Source organism: Amycolatopsis benzoatilytica AK 16/65 (assembly GCF_000383915.1).
GTDB classification, from domain to species: domain Bacteria; phylum Actinomycetota; class Actinomycetes; order Mycobacteriales; family Pseudonocardiaceae; genus Amycolatopsis; species Amycolatopsis benzoatilytica.
The window spans coordinates 2,625,530-2,649,582 of record NZ_KB912942.1; the positions used below are offsets into that span (position 1 = coordinate 2,625,530).

General features: G+C 70.8%; 27 protein-coding genes. 11 read left to right on the forward strand and 16 right to left on the reverse strand.

Annotated elements, in window-relative coordinates; genetic code table 11:
• Position 1: 1 nt before the first annotated feature.
• Positions 2-262 (forward strand): hypothetical protein, encoded by a 261-nt coding sequence (locus AMYBE_RS0112010; RefSeq protein ID WP_020659622.1) that lies wholly within the window; start codon positions 2-4, stop codon positions 260-262.
• Here AMYBE_RS0112010 and AMYBE_RS0112015 read toward each other — a convergent pair.
• Both AMYBE_RS0112015 and AMYBE_RS0112020 read right to left on the reverse strand, forming a co-directional pair.
• The gene (locus AMYBE_RS0112015) at positions 259-1,944 is read right to left on the reverse strand and encodes an AMP-binding protein (RefSeq protein WP_027927591.1); all 1,686 of its coding nucleotides are present in this window, start codon (positions 1,942-1,944) and stop codon (positions 259-261) included. The two genes, AMYBE_RS0112010 and AMYBE_RS0112015, sit on opposite strands and share 4 nt — an antisense overlap.
• 14 nt (positions 1,945-1,958) lie before the next feature.
• Complete coding sequence (locus AMYBE_RS0112020) at positions 1,959-5,144, reverse strand: acetyl-CoA carboxylase family protein (RefSeq protein ID WP_020659624.1); 3,186 nt, start codon at positions 5,142-5,144, stop codon at positions 1,959-1,961.
• Between the two features lie 78 nt (positions 5,145-5,222).
• Between AMYBE_RS0112020 and AMYBE_RS0112025 the strand changes: the two genes are divergently transcribed.
• Positions 5,223-5,843 carry a TetR/AcrR family transcriptional regulator gene (locus AMYBE_RS0112025; RefSeq protein WP_034286941.1) on the forward strand — a complete coding sequence of 207 codons (621 nt, stop codon included), beginning with the start codon at positions 5,223-5,225 and terminating at the stop codon, positions 5,841-5,843.
• A 38-nt stretch (positions 5,844-5,881) separates the two neighbouring features.
• Positions 5,882-6,739 carry a BPL-N domain-containing protein gene (locus AMYBE_RS0112030; RefSeq protein WP_020659626.1) on the forward strand — a complete coding sequence of 286 codons (858 nt, stop codon included), beginning with the start codon at positions 5,882-5,884 and terminating at the stop codon, positions 6,737-6,739.
• 83 nt (positions 6,740-6,822) lie between these two features.
• On the opposite strand, the gene AMYBE_RS0112035 is transcribed toward AMYBE_RS0112030, so the two are convergent.
• The gene (locus AMYBE_RS0112035; RefSeq protein ID WP_027927592.1) at positions 6,823-7,416 is read right to left on the reverse strand and encodes a TetR/AcrR family transcriptional regulator; all 594 of its coding nucleotides are present in this window, start codon (positions 7,414-7,416) and stop codon (positions 6,823-6,825) included.
• A 142-nt stretch (positions 7,417-7,558) separates the two neighbouring features.
• On the opposite strand from AMYBE_RS0112035, the gene AMYBE_RS41540 reads away from it, so the two are divergent.
• Positions 7,559-8,182 (forward strand): chorismate mutase, encoded by a 624-nt coding sequence (locus tag AMYBE_RS41540; RefSeq protein WP_020659628.1) that lies wholly within the window; start codon positions 7,559-7,561, stop codon positions 8,180-8,182.
• Positions 8,183-8,207: 25 nt separating this feature from the next.
• On the opposite strand, the gene AMYBE_RS0112050 is transcribed toward AMYBE_RS41540, so the two are convergent.
• Together AMYBE_RS0112050 and AMYBE_RS44805 are read right to left on the reverse strand one after the other, a co-directional pair.
• Positions 8,208-9,044, reverse strand: a complete 837-nt coding sequence (locus AMYBE_RS0112050) for an SDR family NAD(P)-dependent oxidoreductase (protein WP_020659629.1) — start codon at positions 9,042-9,044, stop codon at positions 8,208-8,210.
• Positions 9,041-9,199 carry a hypothetical protein gene (locus AMYBE_RS44805; RefSeq protein ID WP_020659630.1) on the reverse strand — a complete coding sequence of 53 codons (159 nt, stop codon included), beginning with the start codon at positions 9,197-9,199 and terminating at the stop codon, positions 9,041-9,043. Before AMYBE_RS44805 ends, AMYBE_RS0112050 begins: the two co-directional genes overlap by 4 nt.
• 70 nt (positions 9,200-9,269) lie before the next feature.
• Between AMYBE_RS44805 and AMYBE_RS0112060 the strand changes: the two genes are divergently transcribed.
• Positions 9,270-10,187 (forward strand): LysR family transcriptional regulator, encoded by a 918-nt coding sequence (locus tag AMYBE_RS0112060; protein WP_020659631.1) that lies wholly within the window; start codon positions 9,270-9,272, stop codon positions 10,185-10,187.
• Between the two features lie 69 nt (positions 10,188-10,256).
• On the opposite strand, the gene AMYBE_RS0112065 is transcribed toward AMYBE_RS0112060, so the two are convergent.
• The gene (locus tag AMYBE_RS0112065; protein ID WP_020659632.1) at positions 10,257-10,700 is read right to left on the reverse strand and encodes an anthrone oxygenase family protein; all 444 of its coding nucleotides are present in this window, start codon (positions 10,698-10,700) and stop codon (positions 10,257-10,259) included.
• 91 nt (positions 10,701-10,791) lie between these two features.
• Here AMYBE_RS0112065 and AMYBE_RS0112070 point away from each other — a divergent pair, with 91 nt between their 5' ends.
• A complete protein-coding gene (locus tag AMYBE_RS0112070; RefSeq protein ID WP_020659633.1) occupies positions 10,792-11,370 on the forward strand; it encodes a TetR/AcrR family transcriptional regulator in 579 nt (192 codons plus the stop codon).
• A gap of 52 nt (positions 11,371-11,422) precedes the next feature.
• Here AMYBE_RS0112070 and AMYBE_RS0112075 read toward each other — a convergent pair whose 3' ends face one another.
• Positions 11,423-12,595 carry an epoxide hydrolase family protein gene (locus tag AMYBE_RS0112075; RefSeq protein WP_020659634.1) on the reverse strand — a complete coding sequence of 391 codons (1,173 nt, stop codon included), beginning with the start codon at positions 12,593-12,595 and terminating at the stop codon, positions 11,423-11,425.
• Between the two features lie 82 nt (positions 12,596-12,677).
• Here AMYBE_RS0112075 and AMYBE_RS0112080 point away from each other — a divergent pair, with 82 nt between their 5' ends.
• Entirely contained in the window at positions 12,678-13,250 is a 573-nt protein-coding gene (locus AMYBE_RS0112080) for a CGNR zinc finger domain-containing protein (RefSeq protein ID WP_020659635.1), read from the forward strand.
• Positions 13,251-13,280: 30 nt separating this feature from the next.
• On the opposite strand, the gene AMYBE_RS0112085 is transcribed toward AMYBE_RS0112080, so the two are convergent.
• Positions 13,281-13,577 carry a DUF1905 domain-containing protein gene (locus tag AMYBE_RS0112085; protein ID WP_020659636.1) on the reverse strand — a complete coding sequence of 99 codons (297 nt, stop codon included), beginning with the start codon at positions 13,575-13,577 and terminating at the stop codon, positions 13,281-13,283.
• Positions 13,578-13,821: 244 nt separating this feature from the next.
• On the opposite strand from AMYBE_RS0112085, the gene AMYBE_RS41545 reads away from it, so the two are divergent.
• From AMYBE_RS41545 to AMYBE_RS0112100, 3 genes are read left to right on the forward strand one after another with little or no spacing between them, the layout of a single operon-like run.
• Positions 13,822-14,193, forward strand: coding sequence for a hypothetical protein (locus tag AMYBE_RS41545; RefSeq protein ID WP_154676175.1), 372 nt, complete (start codon positions 13,822-13,824; stop codon positions 14,191-14,193).
• 11 nt (positions 14,194-14,204) lie between these two features.
• Positions 14,205-14,600, forward strand: coding sequence for a hypothetical protein (locus tag AMYBE_RS0112095; protein ID WP_020659638.1), 396 nt, complete (start codon positions 14,205-14,207; stop codon positions 14,598-14,600).
• A 50-nt stretch (positions 14,601-14,650) separates the two neighbouring features.
• Entirely contained in the window at positions 14,651-16,201 is a 1,551-nt protein-coding gene (locus AMYBE_RS0112100; RefSeq protein ID WP_020659639.1) for a N,N-dimethylformamidase beta subunit family domain-containing protein, read from the forward strand.
• A gap of 27 nt (positions 16,202-16,228) precedes the next feature.
• Here AMYBE_RS0112100 and AMYBE_RS0112105 read toward each other — a convergent pair whose 3' ends face one another.
• From AMYBE_RS0112105 to AMYBE_RS44810, 3 genes are read right to left on the reverse strand one after another with little or no spacing between them, the layout of a single operon-like run.
• The gene (locus tag AMYBE_RS0112105) at positions 16,229-17,398 is read right to left on the reverse strand and encodes a 4-hydroxybenzoate 3-monooxygenase (protein ID WP_020659640.1); all 1,170 of its coding nucleotides are present in this window, start codon (positions 17,396-17,398) and stop codon (positions 16,229-16,231) included.
• Positions 17,399-17,443: 45 nt separating this feature from the next.
• Positions 17,444-18,193, reverse strand: a complete 750-nt coding sequence (locus AMYBE_RS0112110; protein ID WP_020659641.1) for an IclR family transcriptional regulator — start codon at positions 18,191-18,193, stop codon at positions 17,444-17,446.
• Positions 18,194-18,206: 13 nt separating this feature from the next.
• The gene (locus tag AMYBE_RS44810; RefSeq protein ID WP_020659642.1) at positions 18,207-18,362 is read right to left on the reverse strand and encodes a hypothetical protein; all 156 of its coding nucleotides are present in this window, start codon (positions 18,360-18,362) and stop codon (positions 18,207-18,209) included.
• A 136-nt stretch (positions 18,363-18,498) separates the two neighbouring features.
• Here AMYBE_RS44810 and AMYBE_RS0112120 point away from each other — a divergent pair, with 136 nt between their 5' ends.
• Positions 18,499-18,954, forward strand: coding sequence for an enoyl-CoA hydratase-related protein (locus tag AMYBE_RS0112120; RefSeq protein ID WP_020659643.1), 456 nt, complete (start codon positions 18,499-18,501; stop codon positions 18,952-18,954).
• 236 nt (positions 18,955-19,190) lie between these two features.
• On the opposite strand, the gene groL is transcribed toward AMYBE_RS0112120, so the two are convergent.
• The 5 genes from groL to mimD form a co-directional block, all read right to left on the reverse strand.
• Complete coding sequence (gene groL, locus AMYBE_RS0112125) at positions 19,191-20,837, reverse strand: chaperonin GroEL (protein WP_020659644.1); 1,647 nt, start codon at positions 20,835-20,837, stop codon at positions 19,191-19,193.
• Between the two features lie 27 nt (positions 20,838-20,864).
• Positions 20,865-21,890, reverse strand: coding sequence for an NAD(P)-dependent alcohol dehydrogenase (locus AMYBE_RS0112130; RefSeq protein WP_020659645.1), 1,026 nt, complete (start codon positions 21,888-21,890; stop codon positions 20,865-20,867).
• Positions 21,887-22,618 carry a metal-sulfur cluster assembly factor gene (locus AMYBE_RS0112135; protein WP_020659646.1) on the reverse strand — a complete coding sequence of 244 codons (732 nt, stop codon included), beginning with the start codon at positions 22,616-22,618 and terminating at the stop codon, positions 21,887-21,889. The genes AMYBE_RS0112130 and AMYBE_RS0112135 overlap by 4 nt, the downstream gene beginning before the upstream one ends.
• On the reverse strand, positions 22,615-23,622 hold the full coding sequence (locus tag AMYBE_RS0112140; RefSeq protein WP_020659647.1) for an amidohydrolase family protein: 1,008 nt from the start codon (positions 23,620-23,622) through the stop codon (positions 22,615-22,617). Before AMYBE_RS0112140 ends, AMYBE_RS0112135 begins: the two co-directional genes overlap by 4 nt.
• 87 nt (positions 23,623-23,709) lie before the next feature.
• A complete protein-coding gene (gene mimD, locus AMYBE_RS0112145; RefSeq protein ID WP_034288438.1) occupies positions 23,710-24,048 on the reverse strand; it encodes a propane 2-monooxygenase effector subunit MimD in 339 nt (112 codons plus the stop codon).
• Positions 24,049-24,053: the final 5 nt, after the last annotated feature.

Sequence of the window (24,053 nt, forward strand, 5' to 3'; positions counted from 1 at the left end):
CATGGCAGGTTCCAGGTCGCGGTGGTGGTGGCTGCTGGGAGCCGAACTGGCGGTTTGGGCGGGCAGCTGGCGGATCATGCACCTCGAAGTGCATCGCTGGCATCACCTTGGTCCGACGCTGCGCTTCACCCCGCCGCCGGTGCCGCCCGGCACCCCGCAGCCGCGTCCGGGACTGCCCGTGCGCGGCATGCGGGCGGTCGCCGTCGCCGCGCCTGCGCTGGCCGCCGCGACCGCGGTCCGTCTCTGGCGCCGCACGGATTAGTTCCCGTCCGCCACCCGCTGCGCTCGATCGGCGAGTTCGGTCTTCCGGATCTTCCCGGTCGCCGTCATCGGGAATTCCGTCACGACTTCCACCACCGGCACCTTGTACGGCGCCATCGCCGTCTTCGCCCAAGCGCGCAGCTCGGCCGCCGACACCGGCTCGGTCACGCTCACGAACGCCACCGGCACCTGGCCCCACTCCGGATGCGCGGCAGGCACCACGGCGGCAGTCCGGACCGCGGGATGGCGGGCCAGCAGCAGTTCCACCTCCGCCGGGAACACGCTCATCCCCTTCACCTTGATCAGGTCCTTGTCCCGGCCCAGGTAGTGCAGGCAGCCGTCCTCGTCGAGCCGCCCGTTGTCGCCGGTGTGCAGCCAGCCCTCGACCAGCTGCGCGGCAGTTGCGTCGGGGCGGTTCCAGTAGCCAGTCATCACCGACGGGCTGCGGACCACGATCTCGCCCGCCTCGCCCAGCGGCAGCGGGTCCAGCGTGCCGAAGCGGACGACGGCGATCTCCGTCTCCGGCATCGGCACTCCGCAGAACACCGGTTCCGCCAGGAGGTCCTTGTCCTCGTCCGACATCCCGTACGGCGTCGCGTCGAACGTGTGTGTCTCGGTCATCCCGTACGCCGCCTCGCACAGCATCGAGTGAGCGCCGACCTTTTCCAGCCACGCGGCGCGCACGTCCTGAGTCAGCTTCCGCACGAACGACACGGCCATCGGCATCCTCAGGCTCGACAAGTCACGCTTCGCGAGGCCGGGCAGTTCCAGCAGTTCGAGGTAGTTCTCCACGGTGCCGACCATCGACGTGACGCCGTGCTGTTCGATCGCGGCCAGCGCCGCTTCGGCGTCCCAGCGGCTCATCAGCGCCGACGTCCCGCCGAGCACAAGCGGGTTCAGAATCCCCAGGTCTTCCCCGGCGATCCAGAAGATCGGCAGGTAGCACAGCGGCACATACCCGGTTTCGACCGTATGGCCGGTGGCCGCGGCGGAGGTGGCGGCGGTGTAGAGCATGTGCCGCTGGGTGTGCTGGCAGCCCTTCGGCAGGCCGGTCGTCCCGCCGGTGTAGTTCAGCGCCGCGAGCGCGTCCAGGTCAGCGGGGTGCTCCGGAGCCGGGTCATGCGCGGCCGCTTCCGCCCACGGCGTGCAGTCCAACCCGTCCGGGATCTCCGGCCGGCCACCGGCGGCGGACAGTTCGCCGAGCGCCGTGACGAGGACTCGCCGCACCTGCGTTTCCGGCAGCGCCGAAGCGACCACCGGCAGCACGGAGTCCGCCGCGACCAGCACACTCGCCCCGCTGTCGGCCAGTTCGTAGACCAGCTCCGCGTGCTGGAACATCGGGTTCACCGGCACGTGCACCGCACCGAGCCGCAGGATCGCGAGCATCGCCACCGTGAACTGCGGACAGTTCGGCAGGTCCACCGCGACCCGGTCGCCCGGCCGTACGCCCACGGCGGCAAGCCATCCCGCTACGCGCGCGACCAGGCCGGCGAGTTCACGGTAGGCGATCGCCCGGCCTTCGTAGACGATCGCGGCCTGCTCGGGCCGCACCCGCGCCCAGTGGTCGAGGTGCCCGGGCAAGCTCAGTTCCCCGAGCGGCAGCACGACGTGGTCCGGGGTGTTCGCGGGCCGCACCCGCGCCTGCCGGGCGCGGACGTCGTCGAGGTAGGTCTCGAGGTCCATGTCGGTCTCCTTCGTCACCAGGTGTCGATGCGCTTGCGCGGGCCGGCGGGGCGGTCGCCCGGCAGCGCGCGGGTGATCCACCTGCGGGTGTCGGCCGGGTCGATCACGTCGTCCATTTCGAACACCGCCGCCGCGGCGAGCGCCTTGCCGCGCTGATAGCTCTCGGCGAGCAGCCGGTCGAATTCGCGCTGTTTCTCGCCGTGGTCGGCGATCGCGTCGAGTTCGCGGCGGTAGCCGAGACGCACCGCGCCCTCCAGGCCCATCCCGCCGACTTCACCGCTCGGCCACGCGACCATCGCCGCCGGCACCCGGAACCCGCCGCCGACCATCGCCATCGCGCCGAGCCCGTACGCCTTGCGCAGCACGACTCCCACCATCGGCACGTCCAGATGACCGCCCGCGACGAACATCCGGCCGAACTTGCGCACCGTCGCGGTCCGCTCGGCGTCCGGGCCGACCATGAACCCCGGAGTGTCGACCAGCGAAACCACCGGCAAGCCATGCGCGTCGCACAGCTGCAGGAACCGGGCGGTCTTGTCCGCGGCGTCGGCGTCGATCGCGCCGCCGAGATGGCGGGGGTTGTTCGCGATCAGGCCCATCGGACGGCCTTCGATGCGCACCAGCGCGGTCACGACCCCCGCGCCGAATCCGCGGCGCAGCTCCAGCACCGAATCGTCGTCGGCGAGCAGTTCGATCGCGCGCCGCACGTCGTAGACGCGGACGCGGTTCTCCGGCACCACGTGCCGCAGCCGTCGCTGGTCCGGTGCCGTCCACTCGCGACGGTCGCCCTGGAAGTAGGACAGGTAGCGGCGCGCCAGGTCCACCGCCTCGGCCTCGTCGGCGGCGACCAGGTCCAGCACCCCGTTCGGTTCCTGCACCGAAACCGGGCCGACCTCCTCTGGCCGGAACACGCCGAGGCCGCCGCCTTCGATCATCGCCGGACCGCCCATGCCGATCGTGGCGTCCGCGGTCGCGATCACGACGTCGCAGACGCCCAGCAGGGCGGCGTTCCCGGCGAAGCACCGGCCGGCCGCGATGCCGACCGTCGGCACCAGCCCGTTGAGCCGGCCCATCGCCGCGAAGGTGTCGAGATCGAGCCCGCCGGCGGTGACCACGTCGGTGTCGCCCGGCCGCCCGCCGCCGCCCTCGGCGAACAGGACGACCGGAAGCTGCTGGCGTGCAGCGAGATCCAGCATCCGGTCGGTCTTCTCGTGGTTCATGAAGCCCTGCGTGCCGGCCAGCACCGTGTAGTCGTAGGACAGCACGACGCACCGTCCGTCGCCGGCGTGCTCGGCGTTGACGGTGCCGATGCCGGTGACCATGCCGTCGGCCGGGGTGTTGGCGATCAGGTCCTCTTCCGTCCGGCGCTGGCGCTGCGCGGCGATCACCAGCGCGCCGTACTCCAGGAAGCTGCCGTCGTCGCACAGATCCGCGATGTTCTCCCGCGCGGTGCGATGGCCGCTCCGGCGGCGCTTGGCGACAGCTTCCGGCCGTGCCTCGTCGAGGCCGATCCGGTGCCGCTGCACCACTTCTTCGAGGTCCGGGCGCACTTCCTCGGGGTCTGGCTCGGCCCGCCCGGCGTTTCCCTCGCCCGGATCGGCGTCCGGGATCAGGTCGACGAGCGACTGCCCAGCCCGCGCGAGGTCGCCGACACCGATCCGGACCGCCCGCACCTCGCCGGGGTACGGCGCGGCGAGGACATGCTCCATCTTCATCGCTTCCAGCACGACCACCGGATCCCCGGCCGCCACCCGGGCACCCGGGTCGGCCACGAACACCACCGTGCCGGCGAAATCCGCCGCCAGCCCGGCACCGTCCGCGGCGGCCGGGGCGGGCACCGGGACCAGTTCCGCGAGATGTTCGTCCACAAAGGACGTCGTTGCCCGGCCCTGCCGGACTTCTTCGCGGGCGAGCAGTTCCCGCAGGAATTCCACGTTCGTCCGCAGGCCCTCGACACGCACCTCGGCCACTGCCGACCGAGCGGCGTCGAGCGCCGCCGCCAGCTCGGCGGACGGAACGTGCGTAATGATCTTCGCCAGCAACGAGTCGTAGACCGTGGTCACGACCTCACCGGCGTGCGCGGCCGTGTCGACCCGCACGCCCGGACCGCCCGGCAGGTCCAGCGCTTCGATCCGGCCGGCCGTCGCGTGCGCGGCTCCGTCCGGGCGCAGCTCTTCCGCGTTGACGCGGCACTGCACCGCTGTCCCTTGTGCCGGCGGGATCGCGTCCTGAGCCAGCCCGAGTTCGGCCAGCGTCGCGCCGGCCGCGATCCGCAACTGTGCGGCGACCAGGTCCAGCCCGGTCACCGCTTCGGTGACGGTGTGCTCGACCTGGATCCGCGGATTCGCTTCCAGGAACGCGAACCGCGCCGGATCGTCCGCGTCGACCAGGAACTCCACCGTGCACAACCCGCGATAGGAAACCGCGGCCGTCATCCGGACCGCGGCGTCGCGCAACCGCTCGCGGCACGCCTCGGGCACCGTCCGCGCGGGCGCGACCTCGACCACCTTCTGCTGCCGCCGCTGCAGGCTGCATTCCCGGTCCCAGACGTGACTGACCGCTCCGGTGCCGTCGCCGACAATCTGCACCTCGACGTGCCTCGCCCGCGAGACCAGTTCTTCCACGAAGACGGTGTCGTCGCCGAACGCCCGCAACGCCTCCGACCGGCACCGTTCGATCGCGCCCGCCAGGTTCGCCGGGTCGAGCACTCGCCGCATCCCGCGTCCGCCGCCGCCCGCGACCGCCTTCACCATCACGCCCCGCCCCGGGCCGAGGCCGGCCAGGAACTCGCTCGCCGCGTCGACGTCGGCGCAGGCTCGCAGGACCGGCACGCCGAGCTTCTCGGCCAGCTGCCGCGCGCCGCCTTTGTCACCGAACGTCCGCAGTACTGCTGCTTCCGGCCCGACGAACCGGATCCCGCGCGCCTCGCACCCGTCCGCCAGCGCCGCGCTTTCGGACAGGAAGCCGTACCCGGGATGCAGCAGCTCGCATCCGGCGCGTTCCGCCGCCGCGACGAGCTGGTCCGCGTCCAGGTACGGCCGTTCCCCTGCGAGCACCACCACCTCGTCGGCCAGCCGGTGCACCGGGCCGTCGGCTTCTTCGGCGGCCTTCACGGCGACCGCGCGCCAGCCGAGGGCGCGTGCGGCGCGCAGGACGCGGAGGGCGATCTCGCCACGGTTGGCGATGAGAACGGAAGGCAAGGCGTGCTCCTCGGGGAACGGGACGTGCCCTCATCGTGCTTTGACATTGACGTCAACGTCAATAGGTATGCTCCGGGGATGGCATCCGGAACCTGGGCGGTGCGCGAGAAGCTCGACCGTGCCGACAGCGCGACGCGGCACGCGCTGCTTGCCGCCGCGCGCCGCGTGTTCGAGACGAAAGGGTTCGCGCTGACCACCATCGCGGACATCGCCCGCGAGGCCGGCGTCGGGCGAGCGACCTTCTACGTGTACTTCGCGGACAAGGAAGAGGTCTTCGCGCACCTGGCGCGCCAGGTACGCGACCAGCTGGTCGAAGCCCAGGAGCTGAGCGGTCTCGACCCGGACGACCCGTGGGCGGTGGCCGCCGCGACCACCGCCGCGTACCTCGACGCGTACGCGGAGAACCTGTCCTTCCTGACCGTCCTGGACCACCAGGCGATCGCCGACCCCGCGATGGCGGAGCTCCGCGAGGAGATCCACGAACTGCCCACCAAGCGCGGCGGCCGCTACATCCGGCGGCTCGCCGAGCGCGGGCTGGCCGACCCCGCCGCCGACCCGGAAATCGTTTCGCTGGGCGGCGGCGGCCTGGTCGCCGTTCTCGCGCCGGTGCTGGCCCGGCATCCGGAACGCCGGGAGCAACTGCTCGCCGACCTGACGCAGATGTACCTGCGGCTGCTAGGAGTTCCGCCGAAGCCGTGACACCTCGGCCCGGCCGGCCCGCCTGGTACCGTCGGAACGTGATCTTGCTGCCCGGACAGCACGGCGGAGACGAACCGGCACCCGGCGCGAACCCCGGCAGCCGCCGCGCCCTCGTCGACCGGCGCAGGCTGCTCTTCGGGCTCCTTCCGGCCGCCGCCCTGCTGGCCGCTTGCACTCCCCCGGACAACCCAGCACCTGCCCGGCCGCAGGCCCGGACCACCGGTAAGCCGCTGGCGCTGATCTACAACGGACCGCAGGGCTGCACCGACTGCGCCCCGACCATGGCGGAGGTGTTGCACACGGCGCCGCAACCATTCGAAGTCGCCTATGTGGGGCCGGGCACTGGCACTCCGCTGACCGCGTCCGCATTGGCGCCGGCGCAGTTGTACGTCCAGCCTGGCGGCGGAGCCGACCTGGACGCGACGTGGCGCGATCTGAAGGGTTCCGCCAAGGCGCTCCGCGACTGGGTGCACGGCGGAGGCTGCTATCTGGGCCTGTGCTTCGGGGGCTATCTCGCCGGCCGCAACCCGGGATTCGAGCTGCTGCCCGGCGACACCCGGGGGTACACCGACACGCCGGACGCGACCGTCCTGGACGCACGCGACACGGTCGTGCCGGTGACCTGGAAAGGCAAGCCACGGCACATGTATTTCCAGGACGGGCCGGCGTTTCTGCTCGACGACGGCGCGGACGCGACCGTCCTCGCGACTTATCCCAACGGGACCGCCGCCGCGGTCGTCGCGCCCTACGGCAAGGGGCGGGCAGGCGTCTGCGGACCGCATCCGGAGGCCGACGAATCCTGGTATGCGGACGAAGACCTCACCAACCCGGACGGGGTCCGGCTCGATCTGGCGTATGAACTGATCGACGCGACGCTCGGCCGTACCGCTCGCTGACCGACGCCGTCGTATCCAACTGCGGTCGTCGATGTTCAGGCGGCGAGCCGGTCAGCGATCCGGCGCATCGAACAGCAGTTGTGCTACTTCGCCGAAGAGCCGAGGCGGAACCGCAGGATGCTGTCGATGCCCCGCAGGAACGTTTCGCCGACCTGGGCCGGGTCGGCGAGACAGCCCGACGCCATCGCGCCGTCGCGCAGCAGCACGAAATGCCGGCCGGCCGGCTCCGGCGAAGTCTCGCCGGCCTTCGCGAGCAGGTCCGTGATCGTGCGGAGGAACCATTCCCGGTGTGCCAGAACGGCTTTGTGCACCGGATGGGCCGGGTCCGGATACTCCGCCGCCGCGTTGAGGAACGCGCAGCCGCGGAAATGCGCGGACTGGATGCTCTCCGCGATCGACGCGGCGATCGCGCGCAGCGCGTCCTCCGCCGGCAGGTCTCCGGCCAGGATCTTCTCGATGCCCGCGCGCTCCATCTCGGAGACGCCGCGCAGATACGCGACGACCAGGTCTTCCTTGCCCGGGAAATGCCGGTACAGGGTGGCACGGGTGACCTTCGCTTCCGCCACGAGCCGGTCGATCCCCACCGAATGCAGGCCCTCGGCATAGAAGATCCGGGTCGCTGTCGAGAGCAGCCTCGCCCGCGCCTGCGACACCTGGCCCTTGGCCTTCTGCACCATGCCGGCCACGCTAGCAAAGAGAACGGCCCGTCTCGCGGACCAGAAGTACCCCGAGTTCGGCAAACGCCACCCAGGCGGCCGCGATTGTCGGCAGAATCGGAGCCGCCCCCGACGCCTGAGCCCGGAGAAGCGAGGCACCCCAGTGAACGCACGCAACAAGACAGCTCGTGGCATCGCGGTTGCCGCGCTGACCGTCGCCGCCACCGTCACCTTGACCGCCGCTCCGGCCATCGCCGCGCCTGCCTCGGCGCTGTACGCGCCCGCCGCGAGCCATGCCATCGGCAGGCTCGGCCCGCTGGTCGGACTCGTCGTCGAGCGGCTGCAAGTCAGCGACGACGTGGCTGCCGCGAAGTTCGGCACCGGGTCGCCGATCGACGACCCGGCTCGCGAACAGCAGGTGCTCGACCAGGTGCGCAAGCAGGCCACCGCACTCGGGCTCGATCCGGACGCGGCGGCGGCCTTCTTCCGAGACCAGATCACCGCGAGCAAGACGGTGCAGCGGGGCCTGTTCGCCCGCTGGACCGCGCACCCGGACCAGGCCCCGACCACCCGCCCCGACCTGGGCCAGATCCGGATCCGGCTGGACCGGTTGACCACCGAACTGCTGGCGCAGCTCAAGTCCACCGCCCGCTTCCGCGCCGAGCCGATCGGGTGCACCGTCCAGCTGGCGCTGGCGGCCGGTTCGGCGACGGTGCTGGACCGGCTGGACGGGCTGCACCGCCGGGCACTCGGCACCGCGGTGCATTCGGTGTGCGCCCGCCGGTAGCGCGAACGCCCTCGAGGGCGGGATGTCAGCTGTCGAACGGAGACCACGGCAAGACTTTGCCGAACCGGACCAGTTCGCCGTAGTGCGCCGGGTCGACCGGGTTCAGTGCCAGATCCGCCAGCGGGACCGCGGCCTGCGCGGGCGTCTGCGCGGTGCTGACGTCCCACCAGAGCGCCGAGGTCGGCGTGTTGATCATTCCCGGGCAGACCGCCGCCAGCAGGATGCCGCGGCGCTCGTCCTCCGCCCGGCGCTCGGACGCGAGCGCCCGAACGGCCGAGACCTGGGCGATCTTCGACGGGATGTTGACGAACCCGGGCCACGCGCCGGAACGGGCGCTGCCGTCGCGGACCGCGTCGCGCCAGGCGGACACCTGCTCGTCCACTTCGTCCAGAGAGGACAGTGCGGCGAATCGGTCGTGCAGCACCGGGGCCAGGTGGTGCAGCCGGCCGAGGCTGCTGGCGACCACGATCAGCCGGCCGTCGTCGCGCAGCAGCGGGGCGAACGCACGCAGCACCCGAGTGGTGCCGAAGTTGTTCACCTCGGTGTACGCCTCGACGATCTCGCGCGGGTCGTCGTCGGGGCCGACTCGCATCACGGCGTTGTTGAACACGATGTCGACGCCGCCGTGCCGTTCGCACAGCAGTTCGGCGAATCGCGCCGCCGCGTCCGGCACCGAGACATCGAACACCTCGCCGCGCACTCGCGCGCCGCCGGCAGGCAGTGTTTCGACGGCCTGCTGCACGCGGCCGGAATCCCGGCCGGTGAGGTACACCGTGTCCTCCGCGTTCATTCGTTGCGCCAGACCTTCGACCAAAGCGAGGCCGAGCCCTTGGGTCGCTCCGGTGACCACGGCGACCTTCATGCTCCCGCCGCCAGCTTCGGTGCGACGCGAATCCCGGTGGCGACGAGCGTGGACGAACCGCCGGTGACTACCGCGCGGCGGCCGGAAAGGTCAATGCCGGCAACGACTTCGGCGGCAGTACCGGCGAGGCCGAACGGTGGCTGGAACAGTGTCATGTCTCCACGGTAAGCAGCTTTCGCTCATGTAGACAGCGAAAAATTCTCAACCGTGGTATGCGTAAACGTCATGGCCTTCACCGACGCGTCACTGGTCGCTCTCCGGGTGTTCCGGGAGGTCGCCGAACGCGGCACGCTCACCGCGGCGGCCACCGCGCTCGGGTACACGCAGTCCGCGGTGTCCCGGCAGATCGCCTCGCTCGAACGGGCAGCCGGTGCGGCACTGCTCGAACGGCGCCACGACGGCGTCCGGCTGACCGCGGCAGGCCGGATAGTGCTGCGCCGCGCCGCCGACGTCATCGACCAGATCGACGCCACCGCGCGTGAACTGGCTGGCTTGCCGGAGGAATCCGGCCACGTCCGGCTCGGCTGGTTCGCCACCGCCGGCGCGGTCATCGTCCCCCGCGCGCTGGCGCTGCTCCGGGAAACGCACCCGGCGATCGTCGTGACCAGCCGCGAAGGCAGCAGCCCGGCTCTGGTGCGCGCGCTGCGGGCCGGGACGATCGACCTCGCCGTGCTCGCCGCCGCTCCCCCGTACCGGCCGCTGGACACCGAAACCCCGGAACTGCGGGTGCAGGTGCTCACCGAGCGCAGCCTGCACGTCGCGGTGCCGGCGACTCATCCGCTAGCCCGCGGCGAATACCTCGACGTCGCGGACCTGCACGGGCAGCGCTGGATCGCAGGAGCCGCGCAAGAACTTCAGATGGGGGCGTGGCCGGGCCTCGCCGAACGGCCGGTGATCGCCCACACCGCCCGCGACTGGCTCGCGAAACTCCAGCTTGTCGCGGCGGGCTGCGGGATCACGACGGTCTCGCGGCTGCTCGCCTCGGTCGCCCCGCCCGGGGTGCGGATCCTCCCGGTCCGCGGCGGACCGTCGGAGCAGCGCCGGGTCCTGCTCGCTCGGCTGCCGCAGCCGATGCCGGACGCGGTCGCCCGCGTCGCGGCGGCGGTTCGGGAGGCGGCGCTGGAGGCCGGCGGAGCCCGGTGAACCGCTGGGGCCCCTGGCTCCGGCGGCTGTTGTTGTCGCGGACCGGCGTCGCACCAAGCGAAACCGCTCTCAGACGAGGGCGGCGGCCAGGCAGACGAACGCGGCCACAATGACGGCAACGCGGGCGTAGTGGTAGCGGTCCCAGCGGCTCATCTGCTCTTTCCAGTCCGCCGGCCGGGTCTGCGCGGTCCACTTCTTGCCCTGATTGTTGATCGGGACCAGCAGCAGCACCGACATGACCACGCTGACGATCAGCAAGGCGGCGCCGGCCACGACCAGCCCGGTGCCCGAGCCCCATCCGGCGACCGCCCAGATCGCGGTCAGCAGCAGCGAACCGAAGTACCAGAACGGCATGACCGCGCCGAGCATCCGGCCGCCATGGGAACGGGCGGCCTGATTGCTGTCGTCGGGAAGCGCGCTGAAGATGCGGTTCATGACGAAGGCGACCGAGAACTCGACCCCCACCATCATCCCGACGATGACGACAGTGCCGACCTCGAGCGTGCTGAGCATGGTGTCCCTCCAGAAGATCTAGCAATGCTAGGTGATGAAGCGATGCTAGTACTACTGCCGCTCGGTTGTCTAGCGGTGCTAGACTCCAGTCATGTCGGTACAAGAACGCAAGCAGCGCGAACAGGCGGATCGCGAGCGGCTCATCGTGGCGACGGCCCGCGAGCTCGCCGAACAGCAGGGCTGGGACGCGGTCACCACCCGCCGGCTCGCCGAGCGCATCGAGTACAGCCAACCCGTTCTCTACAGCCATTTCCGGGGCAAGCGAGAGATCATCGGCGCGGTCGCGCTGGAGGGCGCGAGCGAATTGGCGGCCGCGGTCCGGGCCGCGACCTCGGCCGCCGACGGCCCGCGCGCCCGGGTCACCGCATTGGCCCGCGCCTACCTCGACTTCGCCGCCCGCAACCCGGCCGTCTACGACGCGATCTTCCAGCTCGACGGCGGACTCGCGTTCGCCGAGGAGGAAACGCCGGAACCGCTGAAGGACGCCTTCGCGGCGCTGATGGAGACCCTCGGCGAGGCCGCCGGGAACGGGGTCCATCCAGGACTGTTCACCGAGGTGTTCTGGGCCGCATTGCACGGGCTGGCCACGCTGAGCCGGGCCGGACGGCTCCCGCCGGAGCTCGCCGAGCAGCGGGTGGCGCTGGTGGTCGACCGGCTCGCCGTGCTGTGAACCGCGCTCCGGCGCCGCTGCCGGGTAGCGCGGTGCCATCGGAATGCAGCGGTCACCGACGCTCGGCGAGCACCGCCCCGAGCCCCTCTCGCAAGTCCTGGACGAAGTGCCCGGGGACCTCCAGCGACGGGAAATGCCCGCCCCGGTCCGGCGTCCGCCATCGGACGATCCGCCGGTACCGTTCCCGCGCCCAGGGAAGCGGATACTTCTCGATGTCGCGGGGGTAGACGGTGATCGCGGACGGGACGTCGACGCGGAGTTCCGGATCCAGCGAGTTGTGGCTTTCGTAGTAGATGCGGGCTGCCGAGGCGCCAGTCCGCGTCAGCCAGTACAGGGTGACGTCGTCGAGGATGCGGTCCCGGGAGATCGTCTCGAACGGGCTGTCTTCGGTGTCCGACCATTCGGCGAACTTGTCGAGGATCCAGGCGAGCAATCCGGCCGGCGAGTCGACCAGGGAGTAGCCGATGGTCTGCGGCCGGGTCGCCTGCTGCTTCGCATACGCCGCGCGGTGGCGCCAGAAATGGCGGGTTTCCTCGGTCCACGCGCGCTCGACGTCGGTCAGCCCGTCCGTGGTCAGCCCGGGCGGCCCCTCCGCGAACGTGGTGTGGATGCCGAGCACGTGCTCGGGGAACCGGCCGGCGAGCACCGTGGTGATGTTGCCGCCCCAGTCGCCGCCGTGCGCGAGGAAAGCGCGGTAACCGAGCCGCCCCATCAGTTCCGCCCAAGCGGCCGCGATCTTTTCGGTACCCCACCCGGTCGTCGCCGGTTTGTCGCTGTAGCCGAAGCCGGGCAGCGACGGAACCACGACGTGGAACGCCGGAGCGCCGGCGTCTTCCGGATCGGCCAGATCGCCCGCCACGTCGACGAACTCGGCGATGCTGCCTGGCCACCCGTGCGTCAGAAGCAGCGGAGTGGCGTCGGCGCGCGCGGACCGGCGATGCAGGAAGTGGATGCCCAGGCCGTCGATCGTCGTGCGGAACTGGCCGATCTCGTCGAGGCGCGCTTCGAAGGACCGCCAGTCGTACCCGGTACGCCAGTAGTCCACCACCTCGACCAGGTCGGCGAGCGGAACTCCTTGGTCCCAGCGGTGCCGGCCCGGCGCGGCGCCCCGGACCGTCTCGGCCTCCGGCAGCCGCGCAGCGGCCAATCGGGCGCGCAGATCGTCGAGATCAGCCTCCGGCGCGCGGGCCTGGAACGGATGCACGTCGCTCGCAGGATGGGACATGAGACCTCCTGACCATGGAAGAACCAGCTAAGCCGGTTCTAGCACGGCGGCCGGGCGGCGAGCAACCGGCTAAGCTGGTTCCATGCCAACTGAGTTCCCCGACTTCCGCCTCGGCACGGTGCTGGCGACCAGCTTCACGGCGACGTTGACGGAACGGCGCGGCGATCCGGTGGAACGCATTCCCACCCCGCAGCGGCTGGCCGACTGGCTTGCGGTGAGCGGCCTGGCCGTGGACGCCTGCACCGCCGCCCAGCTCGAACACGCCCGGGAACTTCGGGAATCCATTCATGCCGCGGCGACCGCCGCCGCGGTCGGCGAAACTCTCCCGGCGGAGGCAGTCCGCGTCATCAACGACTGCAGCACGCGAGGCCGGGCGGCGGCGGTCCTGACGCCCGAAGGCAGTCGGCGATGGCAGCTCGGCTCGGCGTCGGTCGAGGACGCTCTCAGCGTGATCGCCGCCGACGCAGTCAGCGTCCTCTCCGGCGAGCGGGACGGGCGGCTTGCCTTGTGCGCGTCGCCGACGTGTCAGGCCGCGTTCTTCGACACCAGCCAGAGCAGGACCCGCCGATGGTGCGAGATGAACACGTGCGGGAACCGGCAGAAGAAGAAGCGCTTCAACGCCAATCAGCGCAAGAACGGGACGGCCGCTCGCTGAGCCGGACTGCCCGGTCCGCACCGGCCGTGGTCAGCGAGCGAGCCGTTCCAGCAGGACGACGGTCACCGTGTCGCCGGCTTCCTTGCCGATCGCCTTGCGAATCTCAGCGTTGACCGGAAGCTTGTGCGTGCCGTCGCCCAGCGCCATGAACGAACTGCGGAACGGCTCGCCGTCGACCGTTCCGCGCACTTTCACCAGGCCGCGGGTGCCGAAGTAGGCCACCGACTCGGGCCAGACCAGGTAGGTGTGGCCGCCCTTGGCCGGGCTTTTGCGCAGCGTGGCGGTGAATTCCTTGGCGAGCTCTTCGGCGGTGGTCATGGCAGTCATTCTCCCTCGTTTTCGGATGTTCACTGGGAGGTACGTACCGACGCCCCGGATTTCGACACGCGCACTGGATCATGCGGCGGTGCGCCGCCGATGAGAGACCGGACCTGCCGCGCCTACGCCGCCGCTACGTCCGCTGACGTACTGCCCTCCCCCGCACTGTCGCTTCTCGCCCGATGCCGCTACTCCCGCCGCCCGATGACACTGGGCGCCGAGTCAGTTCCCACGGGCTAAGAGGGGGCGTCGGATGAGGCTTCGTACCGTGCCGGGGCGCGCGAGCGGGGTGCACCGCGTGTTGCTGATCGGCACCTGCGTCGCGCTGGTCGTCGCCGTGGTCGGCGACGAGGCCACCGGATACGACGGGCCAGGGCCGTTCGTCTGTCTGGCGCTCGCGCTGATCGTGGGTTTCGTGCCCGGGCGGTACACACCGCTCGGCGCGGCCGCGGTGAGCGGTTTCCTCCTCGTCGGCGGGCTGGCTTCGTCCGCGTTCACGGACCGGCTGTTCGACGCCGGCCGGATCGGGCCGTTGGCGGCCGGCTGGGTGCAGCTGGCCGGGTTGACCGTCGCGGCGGTGAGTGCGGTGGCGGCGGTCGCCATCGGCCGTCGCTCTGCTGAGTGAAGGAGTGCCTCATGATGCGCCGTCTGAACCGCCACACCCTGCTCGCGTTCGCCGGGCTCGCCGTCGGGATCGTCGGGCTGCTTGTCCAGTGGACAGCCGATCCGGGGAAGTTCTCGGCGGCGCAAGGGTTCTTCGGACTGGCTTTCCCGCCCGGGATCCTGTTCATCGCGGTCGCGGGCGCGCTCAGCGCGGCCACCGCGCGCTGGTGGTGGCACGCCGTCTTCAGCGTCTTCATCGCGTTCTGGATCGCTGGGGTGGGCGGGATTTCCGGGCAGCTCACACCGAATCTGCTGTCGTCCAATCCGGGGACGGTCGCCGGCAACGTGGTGATGACCGCCGGACTGCTGCTCGCATTCGCCGCCGGGATCGCGAGCATGCTGCGGGCGCGCCGGCTGGCCCGGGCCTGATCTTCGCACCGCGGGTGCGCGCCGGCCCGAATCAGCCGACACTGGCCGGTATGAAGAAACGCTGGAGATCCGCGGCCCTCGTCGCGGTGCTGCTGTCGGCGAGTTGCAGCGCCGCGCCGGAGGCCGCTCCGCCGGTCAGCTCGAAAGCGCCGACCGCGCCCGCCCGGCCGGCCGTGCAGAACGGCACTCCCGGCTGGGAAATCACTCACCCGGGCCCAGCCCATGCGATCGAAGGCTTCGCCGACCGCAGCAGCGTCCTGCCGGGCGCGCCGGTGCGGCTCTTCGTGAGCACAACCGCCGCGCATTACACGGTCACGGCGTTCCGGATGGGCGCTTACCGCGATTCGGCCGCGCTTCAGGTGTGGAAATCGTCGTCGATGGCTGGATCCGTGCAACCGGCGGCAGTCGTCCAGCAACCGACGCGCACGGTCGTCGCTCCCTGGCGGCCGTCGCTCGATCTGCCGACGCGGGACTGGCCGCCCGGGGACTACCTGCTGCGGCTGGACGGCGACAACAGCTCCGCGCAGTTCGTCCCGCTGACCGTGCGCAGCCCGTCCAACGCCGGGAAGATCGTGCTGGTCAACGCGGTCACGACGTGGCAGGCCTACAACGAATGGGGCGGCTACAGCCTCTACACCTCGCCGAATGGGTCCAAAGCGGCTCGCTCTCGTGCGGTGTCGTTCGACCGGCCGTATCAGGCGCAGGACATGCAGGGCGCGGGCGATTTCCTGTACTTCGAACTGGCCCTGGTGCGGTTCGCGGAAAACCTCGGCGTGCCGCTCGGGTACGCCACCGACACGGATCTGCACGCCGATCCGCACCTGCTCGACGGCGCCCGCGCCGCGATCACCCTCGGGCACGACGAGTACTGGTCCGCCGCCATGCGCCAGAACACCACCGCCGCCCGCGACCACGGCGTGAACCTGGCTTTCCTGGGCGGCAACGAAATCTACCGGCACATCCGGTTCGCGCCGAGCGCGGTGGGACCGGACCGGGTGGAGATCGACTACAAGTCGTTCGCCGAGGATCCGTATCACCAGACCAATCCGCTCGAAGCGACGCCGGAATGGCGTTCGCCGCCGTTCCCGCGCCCGGAAAGCGTGCTGCTGGGCAATTTCTACCGCTGCAACCCGACCCGCGGGAACCTCGTCGCCGCGAACGCCGGGAACTGGCTCCTGTCCGGAATCGTCCACAACGGACAAAGCCTGCCCGGCCTGGTCGGCAACGAGTACGAGCGGGTCGATCTGTCCGTGCCGACCCCGCGCCCGATCGAAGTGCTCTTCCACTCGCCGGTGACCTGCGGCGGCCGCCCGGATTTCGCGGACACCAGCTACTACACCACGCCCAGCGGGTCCGCGGTCTTCTCCGCCGGAACCCAGTACTGGATCTGCGCGCTGGACGCCGGTTGTCCGGAAGACCACGCGGACCCGGTCGCACACGCCGCGATCACCGCCATCACCGAGCGGCTGCTTCGGGCCTACGCCGCCGGGCCGGCCGGCCGCGCCCATCCGGCTCAGGACAATCTCGCCGCGCTCGGGGTACCCGGCGCGAAGCCCGATCCGCAACCGACCCAGCCGCCCGACCATCCCGCGGGCCAGTGATCCGCCCGGTCGCGGGCAGCCGCGTGGTCAGTACCCGAACGGCAGACCGGCGTAGTTCTCCGCCAGTCCGGTCGCCCCCGCGGTGCTGGCCGCCACCCAGCGCAGCTGGGAGAGCTGAAGCTGGGTGTCGAACGGGTCGGCGGAGGTGTGCAGCATCGTGGTCATCCACCAGGAAAAGTGCGTGCATCGCCAGACGCGCCGCAACGCGGTGTCGGAGTAGGCGTCGGCCAGCTCGGGGTTCTTGTCGCGGAGCAACGCGGCGAGCGCCGGCGCCAGCAGCGCGACATCGGCGACCGCGAGGTTGAGCCCTTTCGCCCCGGTCGGCGGGACGATGTGCGCGGCGTCGCCGGCCAGGAACAGCCGGCCGTGGCGCAGCGGCTCCTGGACGAAGCTGCGCATCGGCAGCACGGATTTTTCGGTGATCGGGCCGGGGGTGAGAGTCCAGCCGTTTTCGCCGTGCCCGAGCCGGGTGGCCAGCGCCTCCCAGATCCGGTCGTCGGACCAGGTCTCGACCTCGGTGCCGGCCGGCACCTGCAGATAGAGCCGGGAAACGGTCGACGAGCGCATGGAGTGCAGCGCGAACCCGTCAGGATGCCAGGCGTAGATCAGTTCGTCCGTCGACGGCGCGACGTCGGCGAGGATGCCCAGCCAGGAGTACGGGTAGACCCGCTCCCAGACCGACGGGTCAGGCATGGCGCGGCGGCAGGGTCCGAAGGATCCGTCGCAGCCCACGACCACGTCCGCGTCGAGCCGATCGGGCCGGCCGTCCGGGCCGATGAAGGTGACGTACGGTCGGTCGGTCTCGATGTCGTGCACGGCGGTGTCGGCGACCTCGTAGACGATCTGCTGCCCGGCCGCGTCGCGCGCCCGGCCCAGGTCCTTGGTCACTTCGGTCTGTCCGTAAACGGTGACCGTGCGGCCGACCAAGTCGACGAAGTCCACGTGGTGGCGGTGCCCCGGCCACTGCAGGTGGATGCCGCGGTGCACGTCGCCCTCGCGGTCCAGCCGCTCGCCCAGCCCCGCCGCGCGCAGCAGGTCCACAGTGGATTGTTCGAGGATGCCGGCCCGGATACGGGCCTCCACGTATTCGCGGGACCGCGTTTCCACGATCACCGACTCGACACCCGCGCGGTCCAGCAGGTGCGAAAGGAGCAGTCCGGCCGGGCCGGCGCCGACGATGGCGACTTGAGTGCGCATCCGCCGAGTCTGCCGCCCGCTGCCCGCTCCGCCCAGCCCGATCTCTCACTCAGTGGAAAGCACCCGGCCGATTCCCGCGGCCGCGACCCGCAGGGCGGCCACCAGCTGGCCCCGGTTGCGGCGCAGATCGGGGACGACTACGCCGAGCGCGGCGATCACCTCGTCGCGGCGGCGGACCGGAACGGCGACCGAACAGGCGCCGAGGCTCATTTCCTCACTGGTCTGCGCGAACCCGTCCCGTCGGGCACGCTCCAGCTGGCCGCGGAGGATCCGAGGCTGCACCACCGTGTACGGCGTGATGCGGGGCAGTTCGCGCAGCACCGCGCGCTGCACGTCGCCGGGCGCGTACGCGAGCAGGATCTTGCCGACTCCGGTCGCGTGCAGAGGCAGGGTCCCGCCGACCCTGCTGACGACCGGGACGGTGGCCCGGCCGGACAGCCGGTCGAGATAGAGCGCCTCCTGCCCAGCCCGCTCCGCGAGATGAACGGTGGCTTGCGTGGCGGAATAGAGGTCCTGCAGGAACGGCGCGGCGGCCTGGCGCAGTTCGGCCTGGACCGGGGCGAGCAGGCCCCAGTCCCACACTCGGCGGCCGATGACGTAGCCCGCGGCGCGGCGTTCGAGCACGCCCAGAGCCGCCAGCTCGACCGCGAGCCGGTGCGCCGTCGCCAGCGGGAGCCCGGCGCGCCGGGCCAGCTCGGCACCGGTCAGCACCCGGTGGTCGACGTCGAAGGCGCCGAGCAGCGCGACCACCCGGGACGCGACAGTGGCGCCGGGACGGGACAGGTTTCCGGGCATGGCACCATCTTGACTACCCGGCGCGCATCCGGCTCGTCTCGGCCCGCCGCTCGATCTGCCAGCCGGTGCCGGCCAGTGCCCGGCGGGCCAGTTCGAGGCATTCCCGGTGCCCGGAACCAGTCGGCTGAGGAGCGTCGACGCGGTGCGAGGGATCATCTTTTTCGGGCATCGGGGCACGCCTTTCCGGGAGTTTCTGGACTGCCACCACACCACAGCGGCGGGCGGGCGGAGATCTCGTTCTGAGACAGAACGCGGCTCCCGCCCGACCTACTCTTCGGCAACGTCGAGTACCAGGAGGCCGGGCCATGCTGGAATACCGGAACGGAACGGTCGTGCTGCGCTTGCGGACCGGGGAAGCCGGCCTGGACACGGCTGCGCTCGACGCGCTCGTCGCAGCACTGGCCTACGCCGGGCCTCGGCCGATCGTGCTGACCGGAGCGGGCCGCCGGTTCGCGCCCGATCTCGCGGCGGGCGTCGAGCGGGCCGCGCTCACCGCAGCGCTGGCCGCCGTGCGCCGCCACCCGGCACCGGTCGTCGCCGCGATGAACGGCGACGCGGTAGGCGCGGGCTACGCGCTCGCCGAAGCCGCCGATCTCCGCATCATGTCCGGCGGCGTGGTGCACCCGGACGGCTGGCCGCAGCCGGTCGAAGCGGCCGCCGCGACCGCCGCCGGACTCGTGGATCTCCAGTGCCCGCCCGCGCGGTTGCTCGGCTTCGCCGTCCGGCTGGCCGCCCGCATTCTCCCCTCGGCCGCGGCGTAGTCCCGCGCCCTCCCCTCGGCCGCGCCGTAATCCCGCGCCCGTCCCTCCCAACGGCCGCGTAGTCCCGCACGGACCCCGCGACGGCGCAACCCCGCACGCTGTCCACGGCCGCGTAATGCCGCACCCTCCCCACCCCACGGCAGCGGCGCAATCCCGCACCCTCCCATCGGCCGCGGCGTAGTCCACTGCGCCGGGTCCGCTCGCAACGAGCGGACCCGGCGCAGGACCCCCGGCACCTAGTAGATGTTGGACGGGCGGACCATGCCCTCGGCGAGATCGCCGAAGCCCGGCGCGATGATCGCCCCCGGGTTGACCAGGACCTGCTCGACGATCGCGGTCTCGGTGGTGATCACCAGCGCCGCGATGGACGCCGCGCTCTCCAGCGCGGAGCGTGTCACCTTGAGCGGATCGATGACGCCCGCGGCGAACAGATCGCAGTACTCGCCCGCCAGCGCGTCGAACCCGTTGCCGTTGCCCAGTCCCGCCACGCGTTCCCGGATCTCGGCCCCTTCGTACCCGGCGTTCTCCGCGATCCAGTGCAGCGGCTCGCCCAGCGCCCGCAGCACGATGTCGCGGCCGTGCGCCGCGTCGCCGGTCAAGTCCAGGTCGACCTGCGCCGCCGCCTGCGCCAGCGCCGAGCCGCCGCCGGCGACCACGCCTTCCTCCAGCGCAGCCCGCGCCGCGGCCAAGGAATCCTCGACGCGCAGCATCCGCTCCTTGAGCTCGACGCTCGTCGCCGCGCCGACCCGCACCACCGCGATCCGCCCGGACAACCGCGCGATCCGCAGCCGCAAGCTGTCCTGGTCGTGTTCGATCCGCGCGCGTTCCAGCTGCTTCTCCAGCTGACTGATCCGGGCGCGCACCTCCGCCTCGGGCCCGGCGCCGCCGAGGATCGTCGTCGAGTCCTCGGTGATCGTGATGTGCGCGCATCGGCCCAGGTCGCGTTCGGTGACCTCGGCCAGCGTCACGCCGGAGTCCTCGCTGACCACCCGGCCGCCGAGCGCGGCGGCGAGATCCTCCAGCTCGGCGATCCGCCGGTGCCCGAAGCCGGGTGCGCGGACCACCGCGGCCGCGAACGTCCGGTGCACGTTGCCGCTCACGAGCAGCTGCAGTGCCGGGCCGTCGACGTTCTCCGCCAGCACCACCAGCGGCCGGTCCAGCCGGCGAGCCGCCTCGATCGTCGGCATCAGGTCCTGCACCTGGCTGATCTTCTTGTTAGTCAGCAGCAGCACCGGGTCGGCGAAGCTCACCTCCATCCGGTCCCGGTCGGTGACCATGTACGGCGAGGTGTAGCCGTGGTCGAATTCGATCCCGTCGGCCAGCTCGACGCTCAGTCCCGGCTGCTCCGATTCCTCGACCTCCACCACGCCCTCACGGCCCACCGCGGCGAGCGCCTGGGCGATCACCCGGCCGATCCGCTCGTCGTCGCTGGCAGCCAGCGTCGCGATCCGCTCCAGCTCGGTTTCGCCGGACACCGCGACCGCCGATTTGCGCAGGTACTCCACGACCGCTTCGACGGTTTCCTCGATCCCCCGCCGCACCCGCATCGGGTTCGCCCCGTCGCCCAGTGCGGCGAGACCTTCGCGGACCATCGCCTGTGCGAGCACGGTGGCGGTCGTCGTCCCGTCGCCCACCGCGCCGTTGGTCTTCATCGCGACTTCCTTGACCAGCTGGGCGCCCATGTTCGCGAACGGCTCCGCCAGCTGGATCTCCCGGGCGATGGTCACCCCGTCGTTCGTGATCGTCGGCGGACCGGTCAGCTTCTCCAGCACCGCGTTGCGGCCCTTCGGGCCCAGCGTCGCTTTCACCGCGTCGGCCAGGGTGTTGACCCCGAGCTCGAGCTGTCGCCGCGCGTCGACGCCGAACCTCAGCTCCTTCGCCATGATGGTCTCCGTCCTTTCCTTGCGGTTTCAGGGAATGAGGATCGCCCGGCCGCGGACCCGGCCGGCGCTGAGATCGTCGATCGCCTGCTGGAAGTCGTCCAGCCGGTACTGCGCGGTGTGCAGCTTCACGCGGCCCTGCGCGGCCAGGACCATCAGGTCCTGCAGATCGGTGTACGAGCCGACGAGGTTGCCGACGAAGTTGATCTCGCTGGAAATAATGTCGATCGTCGGCACGTCGATGTTCTCTCCGTAGCCGACGACGTAGTAACTGCCCGCGCGCCGGAGCATCCGGACGCCCTCGGCGGTCGCGCCGCCTTCGCCGACGAAGTCCACCACCGCTTCCGCGCCGTGGCCTCCGGTCAGGTCAAGCACCGCGTCCACGTGGGAACCGTCCGCGACCACCGTCACGTCCGCGCCGATTTCCTTCGCCAACGCCAACGCCGCCGGGTTGCGGTCCAGCACGACGAGCGTCGCCGCGCTCATCGCTTTCAAGCACTGGATGCCGATGTGGCCGAGTCCGCCGGCGCCGATGATCACGCAGACGTCGCCGGGCCGCAGCTGCCGCGCCGCCTTCGCGGCCGCGTGCTGGGCGGTGAGCCCGGCGTCGGCGAGCGCGGCCACATCGGCCGGTTCGAGGCTGTCCGCCAGTTTCACGCACGACCGCGCGGACGTGCGGAGGTATTCCGCGTAGCCGCCGTTCGTGTCGATTCCGGGGAAATCGGACTGCTCGCAGTGCACGTCGTCGCCGAGCCGGCAGGCGCGGCAGAGCCCGCAGGTGATCAGCGGGTGGAGGATCACCTTGTCCCCCACCGCGACATTCGTGACCGCATCGCCGACGGCGTGCACCCAGCCCGCGTTCTCGTGGCCGATCGTGTAAGGCAGCGCGACGCCGGTTTTCTCCGCCCACTGGCCTTCGAGGATGTGCAGGTCGGTCCGGCAGACGCCGGCCGCCCCGACTTTCACGACCACGTCGAGCGGACCGGCGACTTTCGGTTCCTCGACGTCGCGCAGTTCGAGATTCCGGTGGTATCCGGTGACCTGGACGGCTTTCACGATCGGCTCCTCGAATTGACGACGACCGGCGCGGCCCCCTCGGGATCCGCGTACCGGGTGGCGAGCAGGCCACGGCAGAAATGCGCGTTGCCTTCGATGGAAATGCGGGTCGCGGCCGCCAAGCGCAGCCACAAAGCGGTGTCCTGCTTCCTGATCGGAGCGCCGGTGTGGTCGACGGCCACCCGTGCGTGCGAGTCCGTCGGCAGCCCGATCGCTTCCCGCCGACGCAGCAGGGCGATCTTCAACCGGTCCTCCGGCAGGTCGAACAGCTCCAGCAGCGGCAGCTCTTCAAGCGTCCACGCGCCGCCGGCCAGCACCGCCCGACAGCAGCGTTCGACCGCGGCCAGATGCGCTTTCCGCTGGAACGTCCGGCGGAGTTCGTCCAGGCTTTGCTCCGCTTCGACCCCGAACGTGCCGACATACCCGGCACCTGCCGCCACTCCGCTGTTGATCTTCGCGGAGTCGTGGTGGTCGTCCAGCAGCACCCGGACCCGGCGCGCGTCCGGAAGCGCGGCCAGCGCGTCGTAGGCGTCCGAGACCATCAGGTACGCGAAATTCGGCGCACAGAACGACGTCGGCAGCCGCAGGTGCACCTCGATGCCCTCGTCGTCGATCGTCACCGAGCGGACGAAGCCGAGTTCGGTCACCGGCTGGTCCAGCTCGGGATCGAACACGGTCGCCAGCGCCGACAGAACGGCGTGGTCCAGGGACAGGGCCGCGGTGGTCATTGGGCACCAGCGGCGGTCTCCGCGGGCAGTCGCAGCTGCTGCGGCACGTCCAGGTCGTACAGCGCGGCGGCGTTCAGCCCGAGGATTTTCTTCTTCTGCGCCACCGTGATCTGCGGGTACTCCGGCAGGTCCGCGGGCATTTGGAAGTCCACGAACTTCTCCACCAGCCACTGCGGCGTCCACAGCGCGTAGTCGCTGCCGAAGAGGATCTTGTCCTCGCCCAGCCAGTACAGCAGTTCGCCGATGATCTGCGCGAAGTAGCGCGGGCGGGCGTGGATGAACGGCATCGCCACCGCCAGGCCGCCGTACACATTGGACTCCTGGGTGGCGATCCAGCAGAAGTCCTCCAACCGCGGCAGGCCGACGTGCTCGACGATGAAGTTCAGGTCGAGGTAGTCGGTCGCGACGTGGTCGATGTCGGCGACGTCGAACGCGTCGCGGTCCAGCGGCCGGATCGTCGGTCCCTTGTGGACGTGGATGTTCTTGATGCCCAGCTTCAGGCATTCCTCGAGATAGCGACGGGACCACGGGTCGTCCAGCCGGTAGCCGCGGGAGTCGCCGTGCCACTCGGCGGTGTAGAGCTTCACGCCCTTGAGCTGCATCCGCTCGGCGTCGCTGCGCAGCTGATCAAGGCCGGCCTCGCCGTCGCGCGGGTCGTAGGCGTGGTTGTAGGTCAGCTTGCCCGGGTGCTGCTGGGCGAGGCCGAACGCTTCCTCGGTCTGTCCGAAGCAGTTGTGGTAGAAGTCCCGCAGCAGCGTGGCCTGGAAGACCGCGTGGTCGACGTGGCCGTCGCCGAACACGTCCTTCATGAAGCGCTCCGGGCCGTAGTAGCTGTAGGTGTCGTAGTCCCAGACCACCTCCTCCGGGCTGAGGTTGCGGTGGTAGTCGTAGAAGCAGTCGATGAACTGCTTCCCGTGGATGTTCTTGATGTTCGACTCCCGCGCGTCCCAGATGTGGACATGCCCGTCGACGACGTAGTACTGCTCGCCATCCTTCTCATACATCGGAGATCCTCGCCCTTCGTTGGTGCGGTGCGGTGGAAACGCGGCGGCGGACGGCTCGGTCCGCCGCCGCGCGGTTCAGGTCCGGCCTCAGCCCTGCGCCAGCAGGTCGAAACCGATGTATTCGGCGGCGTCTTCGGGGTTGGCGAAGAGCAGGGTGCGGTCGTCGAGGTGCACCATCCGGCCGTAGTGGGTGGAGCTGATCTCCTCGAAGATCGACCCGTCGAACTCCTGGCCGAGTGCCTCGGTCAGCTCGGCGTAGTCGAATTCGAGCAGCCGGGTGCCGTCGACCCGGATCATCGACGGGTACTCGACGAGTTCGACGCCCTTCTTCGACCCCATGACGTCGGCCACGACCCGGCCGATCGGGGTGTTCATCAGGGTGACGCCGCACATGTTCGAGATTTCGGTTTGCGCACCGAACTGCATGTCGC

What these genes read in the sequence shown, in the direction of transcription:
- AMYBE_RS0112010 (WP_020659622.1), top strand. Translation starts at nt 2, where the DNA reads ATGGCAGGTTCCAGGTCGCGGTGGTGGTGGCTGCTGGGAGCCGAACTG.
- AMYBE_RS0112015 (WP_027927591.1), bottom strand. Translation starts at nt 1,944, where the DNA reads ATGGACCTCGAGACCTACCTCGACGACGTCCGCGCCCGGCAGGCGCGG.
- AMYBE_RS0112025 (WP_034286941.1), top strand. Translation starts at nt 5,223, where the DNA reads ATGGCATCCGGAACCTGGGCGGTGCGCGAGAAGCTCGACCGTGCCGAC.
- AMYBE_RS0112035 (WP_027927592.1), bottom strand. Translation starts at nt 7,416, where the DNA reads ATGGTGCAGAAGGCCAAGGGCCAGGTGTCGCAGGCGCGGGCGAGGCTG.
- AMYBE_RS0112050 (WP_020659629.1), bottom strand. Translation starts at nt 9,044, where the DNA reads ATGAAGGTCGCCGTGGTCACCGGAGCGACCCAAGGGCTCGGCCTCGCT.
- AMYBE_RS44805 (WP_020659630.1), bottom strand. Translation starts at nt 9,199, where the DNA reads ATGACACTGTTCCAGCCACCGTTCGGCCTCGCCGGTACTGCCGCCGAA.
- AMYBE_RS0112060 (WP_020659631.1), top strand. Translation starts at nt 9,270, where the DNA reads ATGGCCTTCACCGACGCGTCACTGGTCGCTCTCCGGGTGTTCCGGGAG.
- AMYBE_RS0112065 (WP_020659632.1), bottom strand. Translation starts at nt 10,700, where the DNA reads ATGCTCAGCACGCTCGAGGTCGGCACTGTCGTCATCGTCGGGATGATG.
- AMYBE_RS0112070 (WP_020659633.1), top strand. Translation starts at nt 10,792, where the DNA reads ATGTCGGTACAAGAACGCAAGCAGCGCGAACAGGCGGATCGCGAGCGG.
- AMYBE_RS0112075 (WP_020659634.1), bottom strand. Translation starts at nt 12,595, where the DNA reads ATGTCCCATCCTGCGAGCGACGTGCATCCGTTCCAGGCCCGCGCGCCG.
- AMYBE_RS0112080 (WP_020659635.1), top strand. Translation starts at nt 12,678, where the DNA reads ATGCCAACTGAGTTCCCCGACTTCCGCCTCGGCACGGTGCTGGCGACC.
- AMYBE_RS0112085 (WP_020659636.1), bottom strand. Translation starts at nt 13,577, where the DNA reads ATGACTGCCATGACCACCGCCGAAGAGCTCGCCAAGGAATTCACCGCC.
- AMYBE_RS41545 (WP_154676175.1), top strand. Translation starts at nt 13,822, where the DNA reads ATGAGGCTTCGTACCGTGCCGGGGCGCGCGAGCGGGGTGCACCGCGTG.
- AMYBE_RS0112095 (WP_020659638.1), top strand. Translation starts at nt 14,205, where the DNA reads ATGATGCGCCGTCTGAACCGCCACACCCTGCTCGCGTTCGCCGGGCTC.
- AMYBE_RS0112100 (WP_020659639.1), top strand. Translation starts at nt 14,651, where the DNA reads ATGAAGAAACGCTGGAGATCCGCGGCCCTCGTCGCGGTGCTGCTGTCG.
- AMYBE_RS0112105 (WP_020659640.1), bottom strand. Translation starts at nt 17,398, where the DNA reads ATGCGCACTCAAGTCGCCATCGTCGGCGCCGGCCCGGCCGGACTGCTC.
- AMYBE_RS0112110 (WP_020659641.1), bottom strand. Translation starts at nt 18,193, where the DNA reads ATGCCCGGAAACCTGTCCCGTCCCGGCGCCACTGTCGCGTCCCGGGTG.
- AMYBE_RS44810 (WP_020659642.1), bottom strand. Translation starts at nt 18,362, where the DNA reads ATGCCCGAAAAAGATGATCCCTCGCACCGCGTCGACGCTCCTCAGCCG.
- AMYBE_RS0112120 (WP_020659643.1), top strand. Translation starts at nt 18,499, where the DNA reads ATGCTGGAATACCGGAACGGAACGGTCGTGCTGCGCTTGCGGACCGGG.
- groL (WP_020659644.1), bottom strand. Translation starts at nt 20,837, where the DNA reads ATGGCGAAGGAGCTGAGGTTCGGCGTCGACGCGCGGCGACAGCTCGAG.
- AMYBE_RS0112135 (WP_020659646.1), bottom strand. Translation starts at nt 22,618, where the DNA reads ATGACCACCGCGGCCCTGTCCCTGGACCACGCCGTTCTGTCGGCGCTG.
- AMYBE_RS0112140 (WP_020659647.1), bottom strand. Translation starts at nt 23,622, where the DNA reads ATGTATGAGAAGGATGGCGAGCAGTACTACGTCGTCGACGGGCATGTC.
- mimD (WP_034288438.1), bottom strand. Translation starts at nt 24,048, where the DNA reads ATGCAGTTCGGTGCGCAAACCGAAATCTCGAACATGTGCGGCGTCACC.